The 26,149-nt window shown below is 47.4% G+C and carries 22 protein-coding genes; 14 read left to right on the forward strand and 8 right to left on the reverse strand.

Going from position 1 to position 26,149, the window contains the following annotated elements; translation table 11 throughout:
- Positions 1-61 precede the first annotated feature (61 nt).
- On the reverse strand, positions 62-1,762 hold the full coding sequence (locus BLV50_RS13680) for a methyl-accepting chemotaxis protein (RefSeq protein WP_072734254.1): 1,701 nt from the start codon (positions 1,760-1,762) through the stop codon (positions 62-64).
- Between the two features lie 334 nt (positions 1,763-2,096).
- On the opposite strand from BLV50_RS13680, the gene BLV50_RS13685 reads away from it, so the two are divergent.
- Positions 2,097-3,494, forward strand: coding sequence for an L-cystine transporter (locus tag BLV50_RS13685; protein ID WP_063564371.1), 1,398 nt, complete (start codon positions 2,097-2,099; stop codon positions 3,492-3,494).
- 259 nt (positions 3,495-3,753) lie between these two features.
- Positions 3,754-4,437, forward strand: coding sequence for a queuosine precursor transporter (locus BLV50_RS13690; RefSeq protein WP_090808231.1), 684 nt, complete (start codon positions 3,754-3,756; stop codon positions 4,435-4,437).
- A gap of 104 nt (positions 4,438-4,541) precedes the next feature.
- On the opposite strand, the gene BLV50_RS13695 is transcribed toward BLV50_RS13690, so the two are convergent.
- Complete coding sequence (locus tag BLV50_RS13695) at positions 4,542-5,633, reverse strand: M24 family metallopeptidase (RefSeq protein WP_090808233.1); 1,092 nt, start codon at positions 5,631-5,633, stop codon at positions 4,542-4,544.
- Positions 5,634-5,895: 262 nt separating this feature from the next.
- Here BLV50_RS13695 and BLV50_RS13700 point away from each other — a divergent pair, with 262 nt between their 5' ends.
- Entirely contained in the window at positions 5,896-7,104 is a 1,209-nt protein-coding gene (locus BLV50_RS13700; protein WP_090808235.1) for a PQQ-dependent sugar dehydrogenase, read from the forward strand.
- A 102-nt stretch (positions 7,105-7,206) separates the two neighbouring features.
- Here the strand turns inward: BLV50_RS13700 and BLV50_RS13705 are convergent, their stop codons facing one another.
- A complete protein-coding gene (locus tag BLV50_RS13705; RefSeq protein ID WP_072734250.1) occupies positions 7,207-7,938 on the reverse strand; it encodes an MBL fold metallo-hydrolase in 732 nt (243 codons plus the stop codon).
- A 67-nt stretch (positions 7,939-8,005) separates the two neighbouring features.
- Positions 8,006-8,551: a hypothetical protein gene (locus tag BLV50_RS13710; protein WP_063564366.1), complete on the reverse strand. Its 546-nt coding sequence runs from the start codon at positions 8,549-8,551 to the stop codon at positions 8,006-8,008.
- Positions 8,552-8,680: 129 nt separating this feature from the next.
- Between BLV50_RS13710 and BLV50_RS13715 the strand changes: the two genes are divergently transcribed.
- Positions 8,681-9,544, forward strand: coding sequence for an SDR family oxidoreductase (locus tag BLV50_RS13715; RefSeq protein ID WP_063564365.1), 864 nt, complete (start codon positions 8,681-8,683; stop codon positions 9,542-9,544).
- A 116-nt stretch (positions 9,545-9,660) separates the two neighbouring features.
- On the opposite strand, the gene thrS is transcribed toward BLV50_RS13715, so the two are convergent.
- From thrS to BLV50_RS13730, 3 genes are all read right to left on the reverse strand, one after another.
- Positions 9,661-11,637, reverse strand: a complete 1,977-nt coding sequence (gene thrS / locus BLV50_RS13720) for a threonine--tRNA ligase (RefSeq protein WP_256337949.1) — start codon at positions 11,635-11,637, stop codon at positions 9,661-9,663.
- Positions 11,638-12,114: 477 nt separating this feature from the next.
- Positions 12,115-13,875, reverse strand: coding sequence for a sensor histidine kinase (locus BLV50_RS13725; RefSeq protein ID WP_090808237.1), 1,761 nt, complete (start codon positions 13,873-13,875; stop codon positions 12,115-12,117).
- Entirely contained in the window at positions 13,872-14,639 is a 768-nt protein-coding gene (locus tag BLV50_RS13730; RefSeq protein ID WP_072734248.1) for a response regulator transcription factor, read from the reverse strand. The genes BLV50_RS13725 and BLV50_RS13730 overlap by 4 nt, the downstream gene beginning before the upstream one ends.
- Before the next feature lie 217 nt (positions 14,640-14,856).
- On the opposite strand from BLV50_RS13730, the gene BLV50_RS13735 reads away from it, so the two are divergent.
- A complete protein-coding gene (locus BLV50_RS13735; RefSeq protein ID WP_083584735.1) occupies positions 14,857-16,005 on the forward strand; it encodes a M23 family metallopeptidase in 1,149 nt (382 codons plus the stop codon).
- Between the two features lie 100 nt (positions 16,006-16,105).
- Complete coding sequence (locus BLV50_RS13740) at positions 16,106-16,609, forward strand: GNAT family N-acetyltransferase (RefSeq protein WP_090808239.1); 504 nt, start codon at positions 16,106-16,108, stop codon at positions 16,607-16,609.
- 87 nt (positions 16,610-16,696) lie between these two features.
- On the opposite strand, the gene BLV50_RS13745 is transcribed toward BLV50_RS13740, so the two are convergent.
- Complete coding sequence (locus tag BLV50_RS13745) at positions 16,697-17,197, reverse strand: DinB family protein (RefSeq protein WP_090808241.1); 501 nt, start codon at positions 17,195-17,197, stop codon at positions 16,697-16,699.
- Positions 17,198-17,479: 282 nt separating this feature from the next.
- On the opposite strand from BLV50_RS13745, the gene BLV50_RS13750 reads away from it, so the two are divergent.
- From BLV50_RS13750 to BLV50_RS13785, 8 genes are all read left to right on the forward strand, one after another.
- Positions 17,480-17,893 carry a hypothetical protein gene (locus BLV50_RS13750; protein WP_063564360.1) on the forward strand — a complete coding sequence of 138 codons (414 nt, stop codon included), beginning with the start codon at positions 17,480-17,482 and terminating at the stop codon, positions 17,891-17,893.
- Between the two features lie 2 nt (positions 17,894-17,895).
- Entirely contained in the window at positions 17,896-19,185 is a 1,290-nt protein-coding gene (locus BLV50_RS13755) for an ammonium transporter (RefSeq protein WP_072734246.1), read from the forward strand.
- Positions 19,186-19,340: 155 nt separating this feature from the next.
- The gene (locus BLV50_RS13760; protein ID WP_063564358.1) at positions 19,341-20,285 is read left to right on the forward strand and encodes a DUF1963 domain-containing protein; all 945 of its coding nucleotides are present in this window, start codon (positions 19,341-19,343) and stop codon (positions 20,283-20,285) included.
- A gap of 175 nt (positions 20,286-20,460) precedes the next feature.
- Positions 20,461-20,928 carry a DinB family protein gene (locus BLV50_RS13765; RefSeq protein WP_256336556.1) on the forward strand — a complete coding sequence of 156 codons (468 nt, stop codon included), beginning with the start codon at positions 20,461-20,463 and terminating at the stop codon, positions 20,926-20,928.
- A 336-nt stretch (positions 20,929-21,264) separates the two neighbouring features.
- The gene (locus BLV50_RS13770) at positions 21,265-21,987 is read left to right on the forward strand and encodes a response regulator transcription factor (RefSeq protein WP_063564620.1); all 723 of its coding nucleotides are present in this window, start codon (positions 21,265-21,267) and stop codon (positions 21,985-21,987) included.
- Between the two features lie 54 nt (positions 21,988-22,041).
- Positions 22,042-23,178: a sensor histidine kinase gene (locus BLV50_RS13775; protein WP_072734244.1), complete on the forward strand. Its 1,137-nt coding sequence runs from the start codon at positions 22,042-22,044 to the stop codon at positions 23,176-23,178.
- Between the two features lie 168 nt (positions 23,179-23,346).
- Positions 23,347-24,141 (forward strand): hypothetical protein, encoded by a 795-nt coding sequence (locus BLV50_RS13780; RefSeq protein WP_090808245.1) that lies wholly within the window; start codon positions 23,347-23,349, stop codon positions 24,139-24,141.
- Positions 24,138-25,997, forward strand: a complete 1,860-nt coding sequence (locus BLV50_RS13785; RefSeq protein ID WP_371129250.1) for a transglycosylase domain-containing protein — start codon at positions 24,138-24,140, stop codon at positions 25,995-25,997. The genes BLV50_RS13780 and BLV50_RS13785 overlap by 4 nt, the downstream gene beginning before the upstream one ends.
- Positions 25,998-26,149 lie beyond the last annotated feature (152 nt).

Raw genomic sequence — 26,149 nt, forward strand, 5'->3', positions numbered from 1 at the left:
TTGTGTACCTAATGTTAAAGTTTGATTCGAAGATGGAAATAATGGGTTAAAGGTATTCCGGTTAGTTTATTTTGAAGTTCTTCATGGCGGATTGCAGTTCTACCGCTTGCTCATGTAGATGACGTACCGTGCTGGAATGGGAGTCCATTTCATTCAGTTGGAGATCCGCTGTAGAAGCAATCTCTTGCATGCTTTGACGGGATTTGGACGTGATCTGAGCCGTTTCTTCCACGGAAGCACTGACTTGTTCAGCTCCAGCTGATACTTGCTGGGTAGAGGCCGATACCGTCTGAATGGTCAGATTGACGTTCTGGATCAATTCGTTAAGCTGCTGGAATGCGGAGCCTGCCTGTTGAACCACGTGAGTACCTGATCCAATCTCTTGGGTTACGCGGTTCATAGCATCAACCGAACGTTCAGCATCTTCACGGATGGTTCCCAGGTAATCGGAGATTTCCTCCGTAGCTGTTTTGGATTGCTCCGCCAGTTTGCGTACTTCTCCGGCAACAACGGCAAACCCGCGTCCATGCTCTCCAGCACGTGCTGCTTCAATGGAAGCGTTGAGGGACAGCATGTTAATCTGTTTCGTGATTTCAAAAATGGATTGAACGATAGTTCCTATCGCGATCGAGCGCTCGTTCATCGTTTCCACATAACGCAGAGATTCGCTCGCGGTCTGGCCGACACGTTCCATTTGCTGAATGGCATCCTGTGCCAGACGGTTACCGTTAACAGCTTCGTTTGCAGCATCTCCGATCTGCTCGGATACTTCGGCAGAAGAGGAGGCAATATGCATGATGCCTTGCGTGATTTCTTCCATGGCTCTGGCATTTTCGGCTGCGCTGGAAGCGATACTTACGCTGCCTTTCTCGGCACTTTCTGCAGAACGACTGGAGTCTTTCACCATACCGGACATGGATTCTACCCGTTTGAGCAAATCATTGGAGCCTTCCACAACTTCATTGGATGTGGAGAGGGCACGGCTAATCATTTCTTTCAGATTATGAGTCATCGTCTGGAAGCTTGAAGCGAGCTGTGCAATTTCATCCTTACCTTTAATCTGAAGTTCAGCAGTCAGATCTCCTTGTGATATCTGTTTGCTATGTTGAACGAGCTGAATGATCGGCTTGGTTACACGTTTGATCATGCTTGTTGAGATGAGCCATCCGAGCAAAAAGACCAATGCCGTGATACCGAGGCACAACCAGAAGATCTGTGCAATTTTGTCCTGAATGAATTGGGCATCCATGCTAACAGCCATGATCATGTTACTTCCTGCGATCGGAATAAAGGCTGCTTTATGTACACCGAAGGAATCGGCATAAACCTGGCTGATTTCCATTTCTTTTTTCTCAGTGGCCTCATTCATTGCTGCTTCTACTTTAATCTCATCTCCGGCTTTCATGCCCGAGGAGGTATTTGCGATGACAACCGTAGCTTTACCATCCTGAATAGAGACAACGTATGCTCCGTCCAGATTATGCTCTTTGGCTTTGCCAGCCAAATAGGATTCCACGGTCAGTGCAGCACCCTCAGAGCCAGCTCCGCCACTCTGTACTTGCAAAATTTTAGAAGCGGATGTGTTTTTGTATATATCCTGAATGGACGTGCCCAGGACCTTGTCGAACTGTGGAAGCACGTAACTCTGCATAATATTCATGGAGACAGCATAGAAACTGATACTAAACAACAGGGAAGCAACCAGCAGTACGAGGAACAAAGTGCCTCTGATTTTACCGGCAACGGTGCGATTTCGAAACATAGGATCATCCTTTCACGTCATGTTCATTAACATCGTCGCTTTTCCGTTATCGTAAGACTAAATACCAACGAAGAAAGGCCTAATTTTCACGTTGAGAAAACTTGGGAATAAGCGGATATACCTATATTACAAAATTAACCGGAGGTTGAATACAATAATTTTCACGATTCAGTGTATTTTTTTCAGGAATAGATGAATTTATTACACGCATATTACATAATATCAATTAATACCTACCAGAATAGTTTGTTATGTGATATATTGTTGAATATCGCTTTTGAGCGAGTAGAAAACCGGAATATCCGGTTACTCACACTGAGGAGGATTTATACAGATGAATACCTTTTTAATCATTTTGAACGTAGTGGTTATGCTCGCTCTTCTGGGTGTCCTGTTCTGGATGCAGAAGAAACATATTTCCTTTACCAAGCGTGTATTTGCGGGTTTGGGAATCGGGGTTGTATATGGCGTCATTCTGCAACTGATCTACACATCTGATTCTGAAATCATTACCAAGTCGGTCGATTGGTTTAATCTGGCCGGTTCAGGATATGTTCGTTTGTTACAAATGGTCGTGATTCCATTGATCATGGTCTCTATCATATCGGCCATCATGAATCTGAAAGGCAAGCAGAATCTCGGTAAAATGAGTGTTTCGATTATCGCGATCTTGTTGATCACGACGGCTATTGCCGCAGGGGTCAGCATTGTGACAAGCTTGAGCTTCAACCTGACTTCCATTGAGATCGAAGGTGGAGACAGAGAGCTTGCACAAGGACAGAAGATGGAGGAACGTCTCGTTGACGTGAAGGATCAGACGATTCCACAGCAAGTACTGGAGTTCATTCCGTCGAATCCATTCGCGGACATGACCGGAGAACGTCGTACATCCACACTGGCGGTTGTTATTTTCTCGGCGTTTATCGGTGTGGCGGTGCTCGGATTGGATCGCAAAAAACCACAGCAGGCGGAAACATTCCGAGGTATGGTCAATGCGGTATATGCGGTGGTTATGCGAATTGTAACACTGGTGCTCAGGCTGACGCCTTACGGGATTTTGGCTCTGATTACAAAGGTAACGGCCACCACGAATGCGGATGAGATTCTGAAGCTGATCAAATTCGTGATTGCATCCTATGTTGCGTTGCTCGTCATGTTCATCATTCATCTGATTATCATTGCGCTCTCTGGGTTCAACCCACTCACGTATCTGAAAAAGGTTCTGCCGACTCTGGTATTTGCCTTTACCTCTCGTTCAAGTGCGGCAGCAATTCCGCTTAACGTGGAGACGCAGACGAAGAAACTGGGTGTATCCGACGGGATTGCGAATCTGTCAGCAAGCTTTGGGGCCACGATTGGTCAAAACGGCTGCGCCGGGATCTATCCGGCCATGCTGGCGGTGATGATTGCTCCAACGGTCGGAATCGATCCGCTGAGCTGGGACTTCATTATTACCCTGATCCTGGTTGTCATGATCAGTTCATTCGGTGTAGCTGGTGTAGGCGGCGGGGCAACCTTCGCTTCCCTGATTGTGTTGTCCACGATGAACTTGCCGGTAGCTCTGGCAGGATTGTTGATCTCGGTTGAACCGCTGATCGATATGGGTCGTACAGCATTGAACGTGAACGGGTCCATGACTTCAGGACTTGTGACTAGCAAAATTCTGAAAGAAAACGATCATGATACATTTAATGATCAAAGTCGTGATCTGGATTCAGCCGTTCAGGCGTAATTCAGATTCATAATAGGCGGATGGCAGTTACTGCCACAAGCCATGCAAGAGCAGCCGTTCTTCGGGTTAATCCGGAGGGCGGCTTTTTGCTTTTAGCATCCGTTGGGCATACGGTGAATATCATCTGAAGCCAGTTGGAGTTATTTAGTGCTGTTCAAGCTTGGGGAAATGTGATAAAGTATTCATGTTTTGGCCCAGAGCCAAACCGCGGTTCGTAACCATCCCGCGTAATCAAAACTAGGAAGGCAGTGTATTTATATTGTTTAATTTAGGATGGGGAGCGCTTTTCGTTCTCGTAACGTACGGCTTTTTTCTTTTGTGTTACCGCTTGTTCGGTAAAAAGGGTCTTTATGCCTGGATTGGTGTGGCAACAGTCATTGCCAATATGCAGGTGACCAAAACGATAGATATTATGGGTATCGTTCTGACGCTGGGCAATACGATGTATGTCAGCATGTACTTGACCAGTGATTTGCTCAATGAGAAATATGGACCAGGTGAGGCACGTAAAGCCGTATGGTTCGGGTTCTTCACTTTGATTATGACGACAGTGCTGATGCAGATGGTATTGTTCTTTGAGCCAGCATCGACGGACTTTGCACAGGAGTCGATGGAAAAATTGTTTGGTATGCTGCCACGTCTGGCACTCGGTAGTCTGACAGCCTATTTCATCAGTCAGTTCCTGGACGTGCGACTATACACTTGGCTGCGTAAGGTGGCGCCAGGGCGTAATCAGTTGTGGATACGAACCAACGGCAGTTCGATCATCAGTTCGTTCGCGGATACGCTGGTTTTCTGCACGATTGCGTTTGCCTTCATCTATCCATGGGACGTTTGGCTTGAAATTTTCTTGACCACATACGTGATCAAATTTGTATTGACCGCGGTAGGAACGCCGTTTCTATATGCTGCACGAAGCTTTAAATTCAAGGATGAAGCTTAGATTCGTAGTTAAGTTCTTCTGCAAAATGCTGAATCCAAACACAAAAGTCCCGCAAAGCCATGCATTCATGGTTTCACGGGACTTTTGCTTATGACCAAAAAGGATTAGTCCGTCAGGATTTGCAGCTCTTTCGGATATGTCGTCAGAACTTCTACACCCGTCTCCGTCACAATTACATCATCCTCGATACGTACACCGCCTGCTCCGGTTACATAAATACCCGGCTCAATCGTAAATACCGTACCTTCCTCCAGAATGTCCATGTTCTGACCATGCAGTGAAGGATACTCATGCACGTCAATGCCCATTCCATGTCCAACTCTGTGCAGGAAACGTTCGCCGTATCCGGCTTCTTCCGTAACCTGGCGTGCTGCACGGTCAATATCCGCACAGGTGACACCTGGCTTAACTGCACGAATGGCAGCTTCGTTTGCTGCGAGCACAGTGTTATAGATGGTTTTAAGTTCAGGTGAAATGTCACCAAAGGCAAATGTGCGCGTAATATCTGATGCATACCCACCAGCGTAGACACCCATATCGAACATCAGCAGATCGCCATGCTGCAATTTCCGTTCACCTGGTGTGCCGTGTGGCAAGCCTGTTTTGGGGCCAGTGAGCACCATCGTATCGAAGGAAGGGCCGTCTGCACCCAGTTTCTTCATCTGGTATTCCATTTCGGCAACCAGTTCGATTTCGGTTACACCTGTACGAACGTGAGACAGTCCTTGGCGGAGCGTCTCTTCGATCAGATGAATGGCGTGGCGAATGCGAGCGACTTCATCCGGTGTTTTTTTCACACGCAAGGTGCGAAGCAAAGGGCCGACATCTTCAAAGTTGGCAGCGCCCAGCACGGCGGTCAACTGTTCATAACGTGCGACAGTGACGTATTCTTTTTCGAGACCTACGCGGCCCAGACGTCCTTGATAACGCTCAAATAAGGCGTAAGGATTGTCCGTATCAGTATGCGTGGCAATGTTGGATACCGAAGAAGCGGCTGCGGCGGCTTCCTCGTCGAGTGCAGGCACGATCAACAGCGGATCTTCGCCGCGTGCAAGAACAAGCCCAAGGAAACGTTCATGCGGATTACTCGCAAAACCTGTTAAATAGTAAATATGCTTCGGATCTGTAATCAGCATGGCGTCCAATCCTTGTGTAGACAGACCAGCTTCCAGCCGGGATAAAGGAGTTTGATTCATTAGTTATATGTCCACCTTTCATTCGTTCTATCTTTCTATTATAGAAGAATGTCGGGGAAATCCAAATGGAGGAAGGAATGATGACCGAAAATTAGCTTTAACTACCCGTTTGAGTGGCAGGTAGGGAGGGTAATACAGGGCGAAACCGCGTAGGGTTGCTAATTTGCTTACTCAATTACTTACTTATTTACTTACTTTGAAAATGGACAATCCTTGAAACTAGGATTACACGATATAACAAAATTAGAAGGGAGATGTATTCATGAATAATCGACTAAGCGTTCCGTTATATGCTTCTTTACTCAGTATGGCTTTGCTAACTGCTTATGCTTCGGGTGAGCCAACGACAGAATCGCAGCAGACATCACAAGGACAGGGGGCAGGTCAGGGACAGACAGCGGAAGGTGGTAATAACGGTGCGAGTGGTGGGGAAGATGAAACAGACAAAAGTACTGTAATCCCTTACGAGGCTTCCGTGCTAGTCGACGGACTCAATGTACCTTGGGAGTTGGTAAGCGTGCCTGATGGACGGATGTTTGTAACAGAGCGACCGGGTACCATTCGGGTCATCGAGAACGGAGAGCTGGCATCTGAACCTCTGATTGAATTTTCTGCACCGTTTAATGAAGAGGGGGAAGGCGGCCTGCTTGGACTTGCTGCTGATCCGGACTTTGATGATAACGGTTATCTGTATGCATACCATTCCTATCTGGAAGGTGGTGGTGACATTGCCAATCGGGTATTGCGCTTGAAGGTAAGTGACGGGAAGGCGACTATAGACAAGGAGCTGCTCCGTGACATTCCTGGTGGGGTGAATCACAATGGAGGACGGATCAAGATTGGCCCGGACAATCTGCTCTATATTACGACAGGTGAACGCTATGAGCCGGAGTTGTCCCAAAACGAAGATAGCTTGGGTGGCAAAATATTGCGGATTGGTCTCGACGGATCGATCCCAGAAGATAACCCTTGGCCAAATTCACCCGTGTACAGCATGGGGCATCGGAACGCACAGGGCCTGGCTTGGAACCCGAACAATGGCTATCTGTACGCTACAGAGCATGGTCAGCGTAATTTTGATGAAATTAACCGGATTGAAGCAGGTGAGAATTACGGCTGGCCAGAGGTAGAGGGAGACGATGATAAGAATGGCACATATCAGGCTCCGCTTGCCCATAGTGGAGATGAAACATGGGCTCCATCAGGTGTAGCCTTTATAGAGGAAGGTCCGTGGGCCGGATCACTGCTTGCTGCCAATCTGCGGGGTGAACAACTGCTTAAAATTACTCTGTCCGAAGATGGTACACAAGTAACGCAGGTAGAGCCGATTTTTAAAGACGAGTGGGGACGTATTCGCAATGTGACTGCCGGAGAAGACGGGAAGTTATACGTGCTCACGAACAACCGGGATGGCAGGGGATCGCCACGCGATGGAGATGACCAACTGATCGTTCTGACGCCGAAACCGTAACATTTACAATAGAAAAGGGGTTGTCCCGCCATGTTCATGACGTATGGGACAGCCCCTTCGCTTCATTATTTACGTAAATATAGCTTAGGTTGCAGGGACCAATTAGTCCGCACTTTCCGCGAGTTCGGCAATGCGCCGACTCGGCTCATCGGTGTACTCGCCACCATGGTAACAAAGTACCTTCTCCAGCTTCAGGCCAAGTAATCTTTTCAAGCTGCGCAGTGCTTCAGGCATGTCCGGTGTTGCGGGTGGAGAAGGACCCACCAATTCATCATCGACCACACGTAATTCATCGGCAGCGAGCAGGAATTGTTGCTCCCGGAAGTAGAGGCAGATATGTCCTGGGGTGTGTCCTGGTGTATGAATGACCTGGATGCCGCCTTGTAGAGGAAGCATGTCACCATCTTCTAGCACTTTGGATATTTTGAACTCAGTCCGTTGTGAGATCAATTGTTCCGCCAGCTCCGCTATAGGTTCAGGTAGCAACGCTTTGCGTTCTGGCGTGAACTTGATCATGGGCTCTTTGCCCGTGATATACGGAATTTCATCGCTATGCGCCCAGATTTCCACTTCGGGAACAGCATTCACCAGGGCACCAAGATTACCAATGTGGTCAATATCGGAATGTGTTACAATAATGCGCTTGATATCAGATAGCTGAACGCCTTCATGCTCCAGTGCGGACTGAAGTTCGGCGAATTGGCCAATCATGCCTGTATCCACAAGCGTAATACCATCTTCATCGCGCAACATAACAGGATAGATCGGGTTTTTACCCGCAGGTGTGACAATATGAAGATTTAGAACCGTAATATCCATGGGTTGATTGTTCATATTTGTTTCCGGATCGAATCCGGGGCACCTCCTTTGTCGTGTAGGACCATTTTGAATCATGCATTCGTCAGTTCTCTGACTGATTATATTTCAAGTGTTTTCTATACTTCTTCACTGTATCCAGGATGAATTCAAACTCTTGCTTTGCATCGTGATTTTCTCTAATAATGGAAGCATAAGAAAAGTTGGAGTGAATAAGTTTATTTCTCAGTTGAAACACTTTGGCTATTTCTTCTTCAAATTTCTCTTCTCCCGATTTCAGGGAAAGATGCTGATTTTTCAATTCAGCCTGAAGGATCTCGATATTGGATAATGAGCGGTATGCAGGAGTTTTCATCAACTGGATCGAATTAAATTTTTTTTGATACGTTTGCTGGTATAGTTGATTTAGCAGGTCTTCAATAATCGTGCATAATTCAATCGTCCATGAACTATATTTTCGCTCTTTCCGTTTTTGGGTAAGCTCACCAATCTCTTCATCGTTCCACAGTTTATCTTTTTCATACAGGGATGAGTCTATCTTTTGCTGGAGATTTTGAACTTCCTGTTCGATGAGTGCAATCTCAAGTTTCGCTTCTTTTTTCAGTTTCTTGAAGTCTTCTTTGGTTAGCATACGTATCCTCCCTATAAGACCAATATGTGTTCTTTCAATTATCTCATATTGACGTCAGTAGTGCTAAAAAAACAAGAAGACGAGAGTTCCAAAATATGAAGAACCTCTGGTTCAGAAGGGAAGTACCTGATGTCCATTCCAACAGCCATTGTTACGGGAGCCAATTCAGGCATGGGTCTGGCAACCACCATTGAACTTGCAAGGCAAGGGTATCACGTGATTATGGCGTGCCGCAGCGAGAAGCGCGGACAGCAGGCACTGGAGGAGGCTCTGCGTCAGTCTGGCTCTACTGCGATTGAATTGATGCTGTGTGACCTGGGGTCACTGGAAAGCATCCGTCATTTTGCCCAGTCCTTCCGTGAGCGTTACGACACACTTGACGTTCTCGTTAATAATGCGGGTGTCGTCATGTTGAAGCGCCAAGAAACCTCCGATGGTTTCGAGCAAGCTATCGGTATTAACCATCTTGGACATTTCCTGCTTACCTTACTCCTGATCGAACCGTTGAAGTCTGCGAAGCAGGGGCGTATAGTGAATGTTTCGTCTGGTGCCTACAAAGCCGGCAAAATACATTTCGAAGATCCCCATCTGCATAAAGGCTTCAATCCAATCAAAAGTTACGCTCAATCCAAGCTGGCTAACGTGTTGTTCACCCGTGTTCTGGCCCGCAAATTGGCGGAAACCCGGATCACGGTCAACTGCCTTCATCCCGGTGCGGTTGGTACAAGTATTGGCGTAGACCGCAATACTGGGTTTGGCACACGCATTATGGCTTTGGTGGGCAAGCTGCCGTTTTTCCTTTCACCTGAAGAAGGGGCACAAACGGCCATCTATCTCGCCACAAGCCCTGAAGTCGCCGGCGTAACCGGGCGTTACTTCTATCAACAAAAGGACCAGGAATTGAAAGCCCATGCGCTGGATGTCGCAGCTGCTGAGCGTTTCTGGACATGGAGCGAAGAGCAAGTCGGACTTAGACCAGAAGAAAAGTTGTAATTGTTGGCCGCTCGAAGCAAAAGGGGAAACATTCTTGGAACAGAATTAGAGGCAACCGTTTTCCATAATAACGGCTGCCTCTAACGTTAAGTTTCAGCCCATTCCTGATTAAGCGCTTAGGCTTTGGCCTTCACAGCTTGCTGAATCAGCTCAATAAATGCTTCAATGCGCTGAATGCCTTGATCGCCCTGACCGTATGCACGGACAGAGGCTGATGAGGCATTTTTCTCATTTTCCCCCAGTACAAGCGAGTAAGGCACTTTCTCCATCTGAGCTTCACGGATTTTGTAGCCTAGCTTCTCACTGCGCAAGTCTGTTTCTACTCGAATACCGGCAGCCCGCAGCTGGCTCTGAACTTGAAGCGCATAATCTGCGTAATGATCTGACACTGGCAGCAGCTTCACTTGCACGGGCGCGAGCCAGAGCGGAAACGCACCTGCATAATGTTCAGTCAGGATGCCGATGAAACGATCAATTGAACCATAGATGGCACGGTGGATCACGACAGGACGGTGTTTCAGGCTATCCTCGCCAATATAAGTGAGATCGAATTTCTCGGGCATTTGGAAATCGAGCTGAATTGTTCCGCACTGCCAGCTGCGCTTCAGTGCATCGAGAATGTGGAAGTCAATTTTCGGACCGTAAAAGGCACCATCACCCTCGTTAATGCGGTATTTCACACCGCGCCGATCAAGTACATTCTGCAATGCGCTTTCTGCTTGATCCCACAGCTCTTCCGATCCCATGGAATCTTCCGGACGAGTGGACAACTCAATGTTGTACTCAAATCCAAAGATGTCGTACATACGTCCGATCAATGAAATCGCCTGGTTAATCTCTTCCTCGATCTGCTCTGGCATCACATAGAGATGGGCATCATCCTGACAGAAAGTCCGCACCCGCATCATGCCGTTCAGAGCGCCTGAGAATTCGTGGCGGTGGACCTGACCGAATTCCATCATACGAATAGGCAGCTCACGATAGGAATGGAGTGTATTTTTAAAAATCAGCATGTGTCCCGGGCAGTTCATAGGTTTCAGGGCAAAAGTCGCATCGTCCACTTCCGAGAAATACATATTGTCCTTGTAATGTTCCCAGTGCCCCGATTGCTCCCACAGACGGTTGTTCATCATGAGGGGAGTACGAACTTCCTGGTAGCCTTCCTGCAGCTGCAATTCACGGGAGAATTGCTCCAGTTCTGTACGAACAGTCATGCCTTTGGGCAGATAGAACGGCATACCGGGTGCTTCTTCGGAGAACATGAACAGTTCAAGCTCTTTGCCTAGTTTACGGTGATCCCGTTTCTTCGCTTCTTCCAGCATGTGCAGATGTTCATCCAATTGGGCTTTGCCCGGGAAAGCAGTGCCGTAGATGCGTTGCAGCATTTTATTATCGGAGTTGCCGCGCCAGTATGCACCAGCCACATTCAGCAGTTTGAATGCTTTGATTCGACCAGTGGACGGGAGATGTGGGCCGCGACAGAGATCGAAGAACTCTCCTTGGTCATAAATGGAAAGCTCAGCGTCCTCCGGTAAATCCTGAATAAGTTCAAGCTTATACGGGTCCTGAATCTCTCCAAAGATGCGAAGTGCTTCCTCCCGGCTAACTACCCGGCGGCTAATCTTTTCATTTTCTTTTATGATTTTGTTCATTTCTTGCTCAATGGCAGCCAAATCACTGATCGATAGAGCATGCTCCAGATCGACATCGTAATAGAATCCATCTTCAATGACAGGCCCGATGCCCAGCTTCACTTGTTCCGCACCGTAGATGCGTTTGAGAGCCTGCGCGAGTACATGAGCTGTGCTGTGTCGGTAACGATACAGACCTTCCGCGCTGTCCAAAGTAACGATGACGAGTTCGCAATCTTGCTCAAGCTCCCAGTCGAGATCGACATTCTTACCATTTATGATTCCGCCGATGGCTTGTTTGCCCAGACTTGTGCTGATGGATGAGGCGACCGCTCCTACAGTGATGCCTGCGTTGTAAGAACGTACAGCTCCGCCTTGCAGGCGAATTTCAATCGGATGCCCGGGTTGCTGTTGGTCATTCGATTGGTTGCTGGATTGGCTGTTATTATTCGGATTACTCATGTGAACCACTCTCCAATATTCAAATTTGAAGCGCAAAAAACACCCGTCCCGGAAAAGGGACGAGTGCGCTCAGCTCGTGGTTCCACCCTAATTTGGTTATGAATGCTCCTGAACACGACCAGCCGCCGCAAACAAGAACATCATAACCCTCATTGGGATCCGTTATCGGGGATCAGGCGGTGAACTCTACTGACAGCTTTGTCCGGAATTCATGAAGAAGACCGAAAAGCTGAAGTTCGAGGTCACGGCTGCAGAGGGGTAATTCCGGTCCGTTCGCTGAAGAAGGTTTCACCAATCCCTTCTCTCTCTGGGCAGCACGCAAACGGAATCTTGTCTCTGGTCATCGCCAAATATGCAAAATCGATATCAATTGAATTGATCTTAATATCGTTGAAGTCCATATCAATATATTGGAACAGGTGTTATTGAGTGTCGATTATATAGATTGAAAATGAAAAGGTCAAGCGGAATGTTTTTTTACCCATGTTCTGATTGTCCATCCCATATTAATCGAATGACAGTACCCTCACCAGAAGTTGATTGTACTTCAATACGGCCCTGCATCGCTTCAATTAACCCTTTCGTAACCGCCATGCCAAGGCCTGATCCGACATCGGACGTACCTGTATCGGTCCCTCGGTAATATCGTTCAAACAGCCTCCAGACCAGTTCCGGGTCCATTCCTTGACCGTCATCGGCAAAATGAACACTGAACTCACCTTTCTGCTTACCCGGATGCACACTAACGGTCAGAGTTGACTCCGCTGGATTATGCAGAAGGGCATTAGCGGTCAGATTATCCACAATGCGTTCAAACGAAGGAATATGCACATGGCCGTATACCGGAACTTTCGCAGGCCGGAAAACAATACGTCCCTCGCCATATACCGGGTTGCGTTCTGCACGCTGGACGAGATCATGAAGTAGCGTATTTACGTCAGTTTCTTCCACAGGTGGCTGGTATCCACCGCTTCGCAATCGGTACGTCATGGCAAGGTCATTCACAAGTCGGTCCATATACATGGATTTATCCAGCATAATGCCCGCAAATTCTCTTACTTCTTCCGCGGACCAGCTATATTTCTGTGCTTCAAGCATATGGGCGTATCCCTGGATGGAGGATAGCGGTGTCTTGAGATCATGCGTTATTCCGGCGATCCATTCCTCACGCAGAGCTTCGGTCTGTTTACGAAGCTCTTCATCTTGTTTCAATGTTGCGGATAATGCCTGCATGGAGCGAAGCACTTCGGCATACACGTGGTATTTCCGTTTCCATTTGCCATTTCGTCGCTGACTGCGAGGTATGCCGCCAATGCCTTTGGGTTCTTCATAATGTCCTTGTTCTAGTCGTTGGAGCCATTGGAGCATATGCAGCATGGGGGAACCGAAACGATTGGCGTACCATAAGGCCAGCAGAATTAGCAAAATCACAACGGATAGGATCAGCACGATGAGCACTGGGGTCAAAATGAAGTTATAGGGATTTTCATCCCCTGTAGCAGTTGGATCGACAGGTATACTCAGCATCCAGGTCGTGCCATTCTGTTCATCGTAAAAGGTTGCGATCGATATCCCATATCGATTGGGATATCGAATACGCAAAGCCAGTTCCTGTATGTTGTAACTGTTAGGGACGCCCATGGCAGGTTTATTATAAGAAGCCAGCTCTTGACCGTAGGCATCCAAAATTTGCAGATACGCACCTTTGGAACGGATGGCATCCTCTTGTTTGGGGCGCAGCATAAGCTCTCCATCGGTGTAATGACTGTCCTCCCGGGCTTGATCGAGTAAGGATTTGGTCTGATTGCGTTCGCCGTACAGCAAGGTGAACATCTCGCCGTTTTTCTCCCGAATCAGCATGACGATCTGGTATGGGAACGGCTTCTTGGCCTCCCAGTATGCGATCAGCTCTCCAGGCTTGTATTGCTTCGGAACGTCATCCGGTGTATTAAAATCATCAATGACGTAGCCTTTTTCATCCACAACTTGAAGCCATCCCTGATTTTTCTCGACCTGCTTCAGCAGCCTGGGATCATAGCGGACCGTCCCATCGGGCATGATTTCTGCGGTATTAATCAGTTGGTCAAGACCACTGGTAGCGAAGTCGTCCACCAGGCTTACTTCATTTACCTTTTGAACAACCCAATAGGTGGCTGCAGAACCCAACAGGATGATAAGAACTACTGCGCCAGCAAGCATACCGATAAACCGGGTCATTAATCTGCGACGAATACTCATGCGCGTGACACTTGGTTAGGCTGAATGAGTTTGTACCCCAGTCCCCGAACATTGACGAGAAACGCAGGGTTAGAGGGGTCAGCTTCAATCCGCTCACGGATACGGTGAATATGAACCATAACGGTGTTGTCATCGCTGATGGCTTCCGAACCCCATACACGCTCATACAATTCCGATTTGGTGAAAATACGATTTGGATGCTTGCAGAAAAAGAGCAGCAGCTGGTAGACAAGAGCCGGACAGGTTACAGGTTGTCCTTCAACCTGAAGTTCACCGGCGTGTTCAAATACTTGAAAACGACCAAAATCATATACCCCTTCCTGCACGGCAGGAGATGACGAAGTTACGTCAGAAGAGGGTGGAGACGCCGTTGTAGTCGCCGCCATTTTGGTAGGTAAATAACGTTTCAGCAGTGATTTGATCCGGGCGACCACTTCCAGTGGATTAAATGGTTTAACGACATAATCATCGCCGCCAACGGCGAATCCGGTTAACTTGTCATAATCCGTTGTTTTGGCGGTCAGAAAAAGAATCGGTGCATCGGTCACCTGCCGCAGGAAGGGACAGATCTCCAGTCCGCTTTTGCCAGGCAGCATGATGTCCAGCACGATACAGTGATAGGTTTTATTTTCGCAGGCGGTAATCGCCTCTTCTCCAGTGGTAACGGTGTCGATGTCTACAAATTGCTCTTTGAGCAGGACGGTTTTGAGCATATGTAAAATGGCTTGTTCATCATCAACTAGCAGTATGGAGACGTGATCCATGATGTGAAATGACCTCCTAGGGCTTCCTGTTTGTTTATTGCTAATCATACCATCCGAAAGGACTATGTAGTGTGTGAGCTATCTTAACGGAATCTTAATTATGAAGCCATAGAAGACGCTACAGTTTAACTACATGTAAGGATGGGTTAGACGAAGGATAAGATTCATTCTGTACACTTAACAGGAAAGTATAACGAACACAGAAGGGATGTAGAGAATGAACAGTTTAAAAGAAGGATCTAAAATTCGTGCGAATCACTTAAATGGCGGGGGAAGTCTTCCGAAATCAGGATATGCTGCACATGAGAAGTTACAGAGCAAAAAGAGCTGGAAGTTGCTTGCCATTGCCCTTGGAGCCTGCTTGATGTTGTCTGCCTGCGGTAACAGTAACTCGATTACATCCGAGCAGGCGGAGCAGCAGTCCAAGGAACGGACGACAAATGCCAATGAAGCGAGTGAGAGTACCCATCAGGCAGAGAATTCAGGTATAGAGGTGAGCGCCATCATTACACCCGACAATTTCATCGATACGTTAATGAACGGTTCCAAGGATGCCATCTACAGTCAGATGAGTCCCGAGTTGAAGGAAGCACTAACGCTTGAACAGTTTAAATCGTCTGCGGATCAATTCCTTGAGGGCGTAACTTCCTTTGATCTAGTGGTGAATGCCAAAGTGAATCATTTAACTGAGCTCGCCTGGAAGGATCAAACAGGAGACAAAGGAATTCAAGCCTATTTTACCGAAGCAAATCAGATTGAAGGGCTGTTAATCCAACCACTGGAACCCCATGAAGATACGGATCAAACATTCACCAAAACAGAATTTCAATTCCCAATGAAGGGTGAATGGTATGTGTTCTGGGGAGGCAATGATGTGATGTCAAACTATCATTACGAGCATGAAACACAGCGCTATGCGCTAGATATCATTCGCACCAAAGCAGCTTTCAGTTACAACGGAGATGCAAAGGTGAACGAAAACTACTACGCTTTTGGTGAGCCGCTCTATGCAGCTGCGGACGGAACCGTAGTCGATATCAAGAATGATATTCCAGATAATATACCAGGTGTTATGAACCCGGAAGAACCAGCGGGTAATAATGTGGTCATTGACCATGGATACGGAGAATACAGCATCACCGGGCACATTAAGGAAGGCAGTGTGGCCGTCAAAAAAGGGGATAAAGTCAAGCAGGGAGACCTCATTGGAGAGCTGGGTAACTCAGGTAATTCCAGTGAAGCTCATCTGCACTTCCAGGTATCGGACGGCCCGGATCTATTCACTTCCCGTTCTGTTAACATTCGTTGGGCGGATCAGAGCCAGCAGTTAACCCGGGGTAACACGATTCAAGGGTTGTCTGAGTAAATATGGATTTGAGCTGAATGTTGGGGGATGACGTCGACTTCATTCCTCCGTTATAATACCGTCATAAGATAGAATCGATCTGGATGATGGAGGAGTAGACATGAAGCTGGATAGTGTACAGATTGAGTATGCGAGTCGTGAGGACTTACCAAGGATTGTGGAGATCTATAATTCTACGATTGAGAGCCGAATGGTGACGGCGGATTTGGAGCCGGTGACCGTCGAGCAACGTATTCCGTGGTTTGAGGAGCATTCTTCCGATCATCGCCCACTCTGGGTGATGAGACTTGAGGGACAGGTTGTAGCCTGGGCTAGCCTGGGTTCATTTTATGGACGATCTGCGTACAATGGGACGGTGGAAGTCAGTGTGTATGTGGATCAGCAGTGCCGGGGAATTGGGGCTGGCGGACGTTTGCTGAACACCATTTTTGACGCTTGTCCTGCGCTTGGAATCAAGACGATTCTGGGATTTGTGTTTGGACATAATGAACCGAGTCTGGGGTTATTACGCAAGCATGGCTTTGAACAGTGGGGCTATTACCCTGAAGTGGCTGTGCTGGATGGTGTCAACCGGGATTTGGCGATTTTGGGCAAAAAAATATAGCATGTTTCAAAATAAATGAAAACCTCCAGATCCACAATGCGTGGATTGGAGGTTATTTTTGCTTACATCGAGTAAATAGGGGATGACTTAGGTGTGCGACACGCCAAGCCTTTGTTTAATATCCTGAATCTGTGCCAGATGACGCTCTTCATGATAGCTTGCAAAATCGACCCACTGAGCCAGATCCATCTCACCGAAAACCGGGTGAAGAAAGGACTTGCTTCGCAGCAGTTCAGCCTCATGATCTTGTGCGAGATGCATCAACGCTTGATGGGAGTCTTCCAGGTCGTGGCGTACATTCGCCAGCGTTTTCGGTTCCGCAGGAGGCTGGAGATGAGACGGGGCGCTAACAGAGCGGCTGCGATCCAATGTAAGCTCATATGGTTTTTTGTCCACAGAAACGGTCTGTTCCTTCATTAGCGCGGTGCGGGCTTGCTTCACAATGATGTTTTCCATCAAATTCAGGTGACGGAGAACTTGCATAATACTCCAGTGGTCAGGTGTGGGTTGGAGGTTCAATTGCTCTTCAGTGAGTCCAGAGACGGCTTCCCAGATTTGGCTCCGAATGTCGTCATTACGAGTGAACATCGTGCGATCCTCTCCTTTAAATGAGTTCTATGATGTCAGCTTGTGTAAGTGTAGTGCCTAAAATGTGGATGCTTAATACACATCATAGAGGATATGAAAGGTGAATGCGAAGATGTGTTTGAATTACTTTGTTAGTTGAAGTTTTGTGCATGAGAATGAAGCTTTTTTTTATAAATGGGTCATATGAAATCATGCCATCGCCAAAAAAGGATTGACGCTAAGTAGTGGTGGACTCTATAATCGATAACAAGTAACTTGATATGTAAGGAGTCCTGACATGATATGTTAGTAATTGACGAGGTGTATCACCATACAGCATTGCAAATATCATCGTCCGATTTATTGTACCTTATCCAACAGCTCAAGGTCAAAAAAGAAAACGAGATCGAAACGCTTAAACATAAAATTGAACAATTCGAACAAAAAAAACGTGCGGAAGAAGTGGCTTATCAGTCCTTGTCGACTGTACGCAAATGGTTCGCAGGCCGCCCTGCATCCCATCACCAGGCGGTGGAATATATGGTCCAGGTGAAGGAGCGTTTTCGCAAAATGGAACAAATCCGGCGGCGGATACGAGAACTGGACCGCATTGCTGAACGAATCAAGCATCCGGACAGCATCGAACGGGATGAAATCGAGCTTACGCCCGAAACGATCCGGGAGATTAGACAGCTTAGGGAAACGGAGGATGTATAAGCATGACTTTGGAGACGTTAAGCTCCGGGATGGATACGGTCTGGGTCGTACTGAGTGCAGCCATGATTTTGTTGATGGAGGGCGGATTCGCGCTGCTGGAGGCTGGCTTTGTACGTTATAAAAATAGCGTAAATATTATTATGAAGGTTTTTGCTGACATTACGATTGGAACGTTGCTTTTCTATGCCATCGGATTTGGCTTGATGTATGGCTCTGATGCCGGAGGTTTTGTAGGCATAACCGGATTTTTCCTCAATGGAGACTTGTCTCACCTGGATGTACCCGTTTCATTGGAAACATTCTGGCTGTTCCAGGCCGCGTTCACCATTGCCGTCATTTCCATCGTATCGGGCGCTGTGGCTGAACGGATTAACTTTCGTGCCTATCTGCTGTACATCATATTGATGACGGCCATTATTTATCCGATTGGTGGACACTGGGCATGGGGCGGCGGTTGGCTCAGCAAGCTGGGGATGCAGGATTTTGCCGGTTCTGCAGTCATTCACGCGTTGGGCGGGTTCTCTGCACTGGCTGCAGCGATTATTATTGGGCCACGTAAAGGTAAATACACACCGCTTGGCGTGAGTGCCATTGCGCTTCCGAGCAATCTGCCGCTGGCATCTGTAGGCGCATTTCTGCTGTGGTTCGGCTGGTTTGGCTTCAATGCTGGAAGTACGCTCAGCGCAACTGATGTAAGGATCGGTCACATTGCCATCGTTACGATGTTATCTGCTGCTTCGGGCGGTGCGGCTACACTGCTCTACACCTTGTTCCGATTCAATCGTTCAGACGCACCATCGGTCATTAATGGCTCGCTGGCCGGTCTGGTCGGTATTACGGCGGGGTGTGCTTTTGTCGGTGATGTAGCTGCGATATTCATCGGGGCGGTATCTGGATTACTCATGATGGCTGCAACGAATTGGCTGGACCGCAGGCAGATTGATGACCCGGTGGGTGCGTTCCCTGTTCATGCTGTATCCGGAATGTGGGGAACGATTGCCGTGGGTTTGTTTGCAACCGATGGTGGCTTGTTCATGGGAGGTGGCTGGAGGCTGCTGGGTGTTCAGGCGCTCGGCCTCACGGCTTTGGTCGTCTGGGGATTTGTCATGACCTGGATTGGTCTGAAACTGATTGGCAAGATCGTTCCTGTCCGTTCCACGGAAGAAGAGGAAGATTTGGGTCTGGATATTAGTTATCATGGTGTAATGGCTGCACACCAGTCCCATGAATTTTTGGATGGCGAGGAGCATATTCGTGCTTTCCAGAATGATTCACCGAATCGGGATCGTTAAGAATGAACCGACTGGATAATAAGGAAGCAGACTGACACCGGATGTCAGTCTCTTTTTTTGCAAGAAGCAGGGAAAGAAGACTCAGCGGAAGAATATACAGGTGTGAACCTGAATATGTCTCACCATAGATGTATTGTCAGAAGGGGAGGATCTGTATGATTAAACCTGAACAATGTGAACGTCTGACCAGAAAAGCCCGGAAAACTCTTGAGGAGTATGGATTGGGTAATGCTGCCGATCTGCTGTTATCTTCAAGCCGTTGGGGAATTCGCCTTGATGTATCGACAATCGATGAGTATCGCAGAACAGGAAATTCACGTGTAGGTGGAAATCCGGATCTGCCGAGCAACATGAAATGGCCTTTGACACAGGACGGGGTGCCCATGACGTTCCTGGCCCAGTTGAATCTCGTGGATTTGACGCCATATACGCCTAATGATGGGCGCGGGAGTTTGCCCGAACGGGGCATGTTATACTTCTTCATTGGTGTGGATGAACCGGCTTATCATATTGAGCATCGTGTGATTTACGAGCCGGACGCTCATAACCTGATAAGGCGAGAGCCTGATGGCGAAACCGCGCTGGGTAAGGACGATTTTGTAGCACATTCGGTAACAGTGCTGCCTAATCTCGAGTTTCCTACATATGCATACATTGATTCTCTGGCTCTGAATGCAATCGCCGCCCCGCTGTCTGGTGGAACGGTAGCTGTCGAAGGGGAGGAAGGTCTATATGACCGATACCTGGAATTTGAGTCCAGCTGGAATCATCCGAGTACGCAGAACTGGGGTGGCATGTTTGGATACCCGGACGGTCAGCATCCGGATGCCGAACACCAGGCGCTGTTACAGATCGTACTTGGTGAAGAGTATACTTATGACGAGCAGGCGTGTGAGAGGAAGCTGACTGAACATTATGGCGGGGATGAGAAACGGACACAACAAGAGCTTGCGGATACCTTGCTTCTATTAAAAATTGATACGCATGACGCTATCGGTTTTCAATGGTGGGATTGTGGGGAATTGCAATTTTTCATTCGCAAGGCTGACTTGCTCGCAGGACGATTCGATCAAACGTATTGTTCGTTATATTCAAGTTGAGTTCGTGTTTGTTATCATCGGAGCAACAAAATGTCCCAAATTCCGTCTGTATGGGGGAGGAGGGACTTTTTTTTGTTCATTATTGTTGGTTTTCGATCAAAGCTGGTTTATATATAAAGGGGGAATTTATGGTTGATTAGCGATCATACGTTCTATATAATGGGATAAAAAGGGAGTGTTTCTGTTGATTCAGTCTGCATTTAAACATATTGATGTGGCAGTGACATCATTAATCCATTTATGTGACCAACTGTCGGAGCAAGACTTGGCTTTGACTCCGATTGAGGGCAAACGGCCGGTCGGAGAATTGCTTTCTCATCTATCCGTCATTTGTCGTGCAGATGTACATATTTCGGAGGGAGCTTCCGAAGAAGAAATGGCTTTGTTTTACGAGGAAAATCAGCCGAATTCACTGAGTGAGATCAAAGAAGCGCTGATTGCGAATCAGATGTACCTCTATCATCGATATAGACAGTTTAATACAGAGGAATTATTACAGGTGACTGACTCCTATTGGGGAGCTTCGTACAGTCGTCTGGAGTGGCTGCTTGAGATCATGGGACATGTGTATCACCACAGGGGTCAACTGCATACGATGCTGACACTGACTGGTATAGAGCCCAAAGTAGCGTTGTTTGAATAGATAGATCCAGGTCCATAATGTGAGGTTCTGCCTAAATATAGAGCAAGATTTAATAGAATACATAGAACATGTTATCCGGAACAAGCAACGGTTAAGCAAGGATTAGATCGACGATACTATATGTTAATAATAGAGATTGCGAAATGGAAGAAAACAATACTACTGATGAGAGAGAGAGGAACCTATTCAGAAGCTGCATCGGGTTTCCATAATCGTTTCCATTATTGAGGGTACTCAGTTTACCGGAAATCCAACGTTTTTGCTTCTTTCCGAGGGCGATGATTTTCGCAGATTCATTTCCTAGTGGTATACTTTGATCAAGCAATGATTCAAGGAATGGAAAGGAATAATGCCGTGGCACAGCCAGCAACCATTCTGCTTGTGGATGATGAGCAGGATATTATTAAACTGATGGAGATTTATTTTGGCAATGAAGGATACCGGGTTCTGACAGCCAGTGATGGGATCGAGGCGCTTGAGCAATTGAAGAAAGAGCCAATTGATCTGATCATTCTGGATGTCATGATGCCGAATATGGACGGAATTGAAGCATGTATGAAAATTAGGGAAGAGCAGAAAATGCCGATCATTATGCTGTCCGCCAAAAGCATGGATATGGATAAAATCACAGGGCTGAGCATCGGTGCTGATGATTATGTGACCAAGCCGTTTAACCCGCTTGAACTTGTGGCACGGGCAAAGTCACAGCTTCGCAGGTACCATACCTTCAATGAGGGCCGGGAAAGCAAGGAGCATGAGTGGGTGATTGACGATCTGGTCATCAACACCGATACGCATGAGGTCTGGGTGGATGAGCAGCCTGTTCGCTTGACTCCCCGTGAATTTGCCGTTCTGGAGCTGCTGGCACGCCATCAAGGCTCTGTGCTGAGTATGGAGCAGATCTACAGGCAGGTCTGGAAAGAGGAGTTTATGGAGTCCAACAACACTGTCATGGTGCATATCCGTAAGATTCGTGAGAAAATCGAACTCGACAGCAAACATCCCAAGTTCATACAGACGGTATGGGGTGTTGGTTATAAGATGATCAAACCACAATAAGCACGTGCGTCTATGAGGTTAATTGGATACAGAGCGTGAGCAAGGAGTTCCGAAATGAATTCAAAATTAATTAACACAGTCCGGTGGAAATTTATCTACGCATTTCTGCTGAGTGGCATTTTGACGGCGGCTATTTTGTATGGGGGCAGCAAAGTTGTACACTCCATTCTGGCGGCTCAGACCTATCCTAATTATTCGATCCCTGCAAGGGGCATCAGGTGGCTGGTGAACCATATTGGGTCGGTGCCATTAATGATTATGGTTGGCATACTTGGCTTTGTGCTGTTCTTTTTCCTGTTCACGCGCAGGGTGATGCTGGTTCTGGACGAGATTACGGCGGGAATTCAGGAAGTTGCCAAAGGGGAGCTGTCTCATCGGATCGAAGTGAAGACATCGGATGAATTTGGCGTTGTGGCTGCCAGTGTTAATCAGATGGCTGAACAATTGCAGCTGTCATTGCAGGAGGAGCGCAGCGCAGTTGCTGCCAAAAATGAATTGATTACAGGCATTTCTCATGATTTGAGGACGCCGCTGACCTCCATTCTCGGATTTTTGGAATACATAGAGAAGGATCGGTACCAGGATGAAATTGAGATGCGCTATTACGTGAGTATTGCGTACGAGAAATCCTTAACATTGAGGAAGCTGATCGACGATTTGTTCGAATATACCCGTGTCAGTGGTGGTAGCTTACCCTTGTCATTGACTTCCTTGAACCTGAATCCATTCCTGATGCAGCTTGCGGAGGAGTTCGCTCCGATGCTGGAAGAAGCGGGCATGACATACAAGATCATTGGTGGACAAGAACCTTTATGGATTCAGGCCGCTCCTGGCGAGCTTGTTCGTGCGTATGAGAACTTGTTCAGTAACGCGATCCGTTATGGGGCACAGGGTAAAGTGATGGAGATTGCGTTGTCTCTTGAAGGTGAAGAAGCTGTGGTGCGCATTAGCAATTATGGTGAACCCATTCCGGCGCAGGATTTGCCGCACTTATTCGATCGATTCTACCGGGTGGACAAATCCCGTTCTCGCGACACAGGCGGCACCGGACTGGGGCTGGCTATTGCCAAATCCATGATTGAATTACATCGCGGGAGTATCACTGCCTACAGTGAACAGGGCCGGACCGATTTTGTTACGCGTTTTCCGGTGACTGCTCCTCCGATGAACAGAGATACAGAGGAACGGTAACCTGGCAGAATCCTCTTCTTATATAAGAGAGTTTGCTTGATTCAGCATCTATGCTAGATGCTGAATTAAGAAAATGATAAGAAGTTACCCACTTCCTCCTTAAGAAATATTCGGTATTCTTAACCTCAATCGTACACATGAACTGCAAAATTGAGGAGGATACCGAATATGAGATTATTATTACGTACAGTCAGATTGAGCTACATATATATTTCCGGAGCAAGCGCGTTACTTAGCGTAGCGCTCCTATTTGTCGTTTATCACATGTTACGTTTTGCCCATCATCATATCCTATCGGAGACAACAGGAATAACTCGCATTATGTACTGGGTGATAAACCATATCGGTACAACGCCATTGGTTATATTCATCGGTGGTGGTATGTTTGCATTGTTTTTTTGGATTCGATCCCAGAAGATTGCAGATGACCTCAAGGTGATTGGTCGTGGAACTCATGAACTGGCCCATGGCCGAATTCCAGCACAGATTGAAGTGTTAAACGGAGGAGAGCTGCGGCAGATTGCCACGGATCTGAATGACGTTGCGATACGTATACAATCGGAGCGCTTAAACAGTTCAGACCAGGAGTGGATAGATCGAGAGCCGAGAGACGAAGAATGGTTCAGTTCTGGTATGTATATGTATGGCGAAGAAAGTAGCCGACAACAAATAGCGTCAGAAAGTGAGAGAAGTCATAAGCAACGTATACAAGCAGATTGGGTTGGATTACAATCTGGTCGCATAAATGCAGATCTGCCGATGAAACTTACTCTCTACGGTGTTCGTTCCTCGCTTGAAACGATCGTGGAAGGACGCTGCCGGGATGAAGCGGAGATTCAGCACTGGGTCAGGCTAGCGTATGAGCAGACGTTAAGGCTGGAGCTTGCTCTGGATTCTATGGAAATGAAGCAACAGGAACATTCAGGCTCCAATCCACATGTATTTAGGGAGCCTGAATGTTGAGATCCAGCATAAGGCGCGGAATTTATCATATATTTGATGCCTCTGTAGTAATCGTTATTTTGCTTGCGGTCGGCTATATCTATCTAGTTACTTACGGCGAAGGTGTCCTTCGCAATCATCCTGAGGCCATTTCGGTGGCCTCTTCCACGATCATTACCAATGCGGATGGAACAGAAATTTCAAGATTACAAGTACAAACCAAGGGATATGCGCTGCATGCTGATTTAAAGGATATGCCCGATCTGTTAAAGCAGGCGTTTCTGGCTACGGAAGATCGACGTTTCTATAACCACGATGGCCTGGATTTTATCGGCATTGGCAGGGCGGTTGTGCAGGATGTTTTACATATGAACCTGAGTCAAGGAGGCAGCTCGATTACACAGCAACTGGCCAGAAATCTGTATTTGAACGGAGATAAAACGCTGGTTCGCAAGGTGAATGAAATGTCGATTGCCATGGCGATGGAAAAGAGATTTAGCAAGGATGAGCTATTAGAGCTATATTTGAATCATATTTATATGGGACGCCAGCAATATGGCGTTAAAGCCGCGGCTTGGCGATACTTCGGGATTAAGGATCTACATCAGCTGGAGATCTGGCAAATGGCTACGCTGGCCGGCATTCCGAAGGGACCTTCTATATACAATCCGGTGGATCGGGAAGACCTGTCCAAAGAGAGGCGTTCTGTGGTTCTTGGTATCATGCATGAGCAAGGAATTATTACTAAAAAACAGATGGAGGAAGCGCGAAATGTGGACTATACACCGCTCAATTCTACAGTTGAATCGACTCCAGGCTCAACAGCGCCTGCTTACGTGTCTGCCTTGGATGCGGTAATTGAGGAGGCTTCTCGTCTCACAGGCAAGAGTGGAGCAGAGATTGAATCCGCAGGCTGGACCATGCGTACGGGATTGGATGATCAAGCGCAGCTGGCGATGGAGCAAGCATTCCGTGAATCTTCACGGTTCACCGATGATCATGAGGATGAGCAAGTGCAGGCGGGTATGGTCATACTGGACCAGCATAACGGTGAGGTCAAAGCGATGATGGGAGGGCGTGACCCCGTAAAAGGAGGCATTAACCGGGCAACCACGGATGCAAGGCAACCAGGCTCTGCATTTAAGCCTATTATTGCATACGGACCTGCATTGGAATCAGGTCGGTTTAAGCCAGAAAGCATGCTGCCTGATCAACGCATGAAATATGGGAGTTATCAACCAAGCAACTTGGGCGGGCGTTACAGAGGTACAGTTACGATGTCGCAAGCCATTGAACATTCCATCAATGCTCCGGCTGTATGGCTGCTGCATAAGACAGGACTGGGACGCGCACATCAATTTGCAGGTCGATTGGGCATTGAACTGGGCAAGGAGGATCTTAATCTGTCAATTGCCTTAGGTGGTTTGCATAAAGGGGTGTCTCCACTAAAAATGGCCCAGGCATATTCCGTGTTTGCCAATAACGGCAAGTTCAATACGGCACATCTAATTCGTGAAATTACGGATTCACGCGGTCGGACAATCTATGCTTTTAAGCCAGAGAACAAGCAGGTGATCTCCACCAGCACGGCAACGGCCATGACCGGCATGCTTCAAGATGTGGTCAGTCAAGGAACAGGTAGCAGGGCACAACTGAGTCAGCATAAGGTAGCGGGGAAGACAGGAACAACGCAAGCTGCATTACCTGGTGTAAACAAGGAGGCGAACAGGGATCTGTGGTTTGTAGGATATACCAGCAAGTGGACGACCGCAGTCTGGATGGGATTTGATCGTACGGATGCAGAGCATTATATGAGATCCGGAAGTGGTGTTGCGGCGGATTTATTTGCATCGGTTATGAAGCGTGCATTACCATAAAAGAGAATGGTTTACCGTACACCAATGGACAAGGATTGTCCAACAGACATGGGGAGTTCTTTTTTATGGATTGTACAGTTATCACACAAATGGATACAAGGATGAAAACAAAACACTGCAAAATTTGATGATAACGGATCAACATTGGTTGG

Origin of the sequence: Paenibacillus sp. 276b, from assembly GCF_900107875.1 — a bacterium.
Taxonomy (GTDB): Bacteria; Bacillota; Bacilli; order Paenibacillales; family Paenibacillaceae; genus Paenibacillus; species Paenibacillus marchantiae.

Excerpts from the sequence above, each read along its gene's own strand:
- BLV50_RS13680 (WP_072734254.1), bottom strand. The coding sequence starts at position 1,762 with ATGTTTCGAAATCGCACCGTTGCCGGTAAAATCAGAGGCACTTTGTTC.
- BLV50_RS13685 (WP_063564371.1), top strand. The coding sequence starts at position 2,097 with ATGAATACCTTTTTAATCATTTTGAACGTAGTGGTTATGCTCGCTCTT.
- BLV50_RS13695 (WP_090808233.1), bottom strand. The coding sequence starts at position 5,633 with ATGAATCAAACTCCTTTATCCCGGCTGGAAGCTGGTCTGTCTACACAA.
- BLV50_RS13700 (WP_090808235.1), top strand. The coding sequence starts at position 5,896 with ATGAATAATCGACTAAGCGTTCCGTTATATGCTTCTTTACTCAGTATG.
- BLV50_RS13705 (WP_072734250.1), bottom strand. The coding sequence starts at position 7,938 with ATGAACAATCAACCCATGGATATTACGGTTCTAAATCTTCATATTGTC.
- BLV50_RS13710 (WP_063564366.1), bottom strand. The coding sequence starts at position 8,551 with ATGCTAACCAAAGAAGACTTCAAGAAACTGAAAAAAGAAGCGAAACTT.
- BLV50_RS13715 (WP_063564365.1), top strand. The coding sequence starts at position 8,681 with ATGTCCATTCCAACAGCCATTGTTACGGGAGCCAATTCAGGCATGGGT.
- thrS (WP_256337949.1), bottom strand. The coding sequence starts at position 11,637 with ATGAGTAATCCGAATAATAACAGCCAATCCAGCAACCAATCGAATGAC.
- BLV50_RS13725 (WP_090808237.1), bottom strand. The coding sequence starts at position 13,875 with ATGAGTATTCGTCGCAGATTAATGACCCGGTTTATCGGTATGCTTGCT.
- BLV50_RS13730 (WP_072734248.1), bottom strand. The coding sequence starts at position 14,639 with ATGGATCACGTCTCCATACTGCTAGTTGATGATGAACAAGCCATTTTA.
- BLV50_RS13735 (WP_083584735.1), top strand. The coding sequence starts at position 14,857 with ATGAACAGTTTAAAAGAAGGATCTAAAATTCGTGCGAATCACTTAAAT.
- BLV50_RS13740 (WP_090808239.1), top strand. The coding sequence starts at position 16,106 with ATGAAGCTGGATAGTGTACAGATTGAGTATGCGAGTCGTGAGGACTTA.
- BLV50_RS13745 (WP_090808241.1), bottom strand. The coding sequence starts at position 17,197 with ATGTTCACTCGTAATGACGACATTCGGAGCCAAATCTGGGAAGCCGTC.
- BLV50_RS13750 (WP_063564360.1), top strand. The coding sequence starts at position 17,480 with ATGTTAGTAATTGACGAGGTGTATCACCATACAGCATTGCAAATATCA.
- BLV50_RS13755 (WP_072734246.1), top strand. The coding sequence starts at position 17,896 with ATGACTTTGGAGACGTTAAGCTCCGGGATGGATACGGTCTGGGTCGTA.
- BLV50_RS13760 (WP_063564358.1), top strand. The coding sequence starts at position 19,341 with ATGATTAAACCTGAACAATGTGAACGTCTGACCAGAAAAGCCCGGAAA.
- BLV50_RS13770 (WP_063564620.1), top strand. The coding sequence starts at position 21,265 with ATGGAAAGGAATAATGCCGTGGCACAGCCAGCAACCATTCTGCTTGTG.
- BLV50_RS13775 (WP_072734244.1), top strand. The coding sequence starts at position 22,042 with ATGAATTCAAAATTAATTAACACAGTCCGGTGGAAATTTATCTACGCA.
- BLV50_RS13780 (WP_090808245.1), top strand. The coding sequence starts at position 23,347 with ATGAGATTATTATTACGTACAGTCAGATTGAGCTACATATATATTTCC.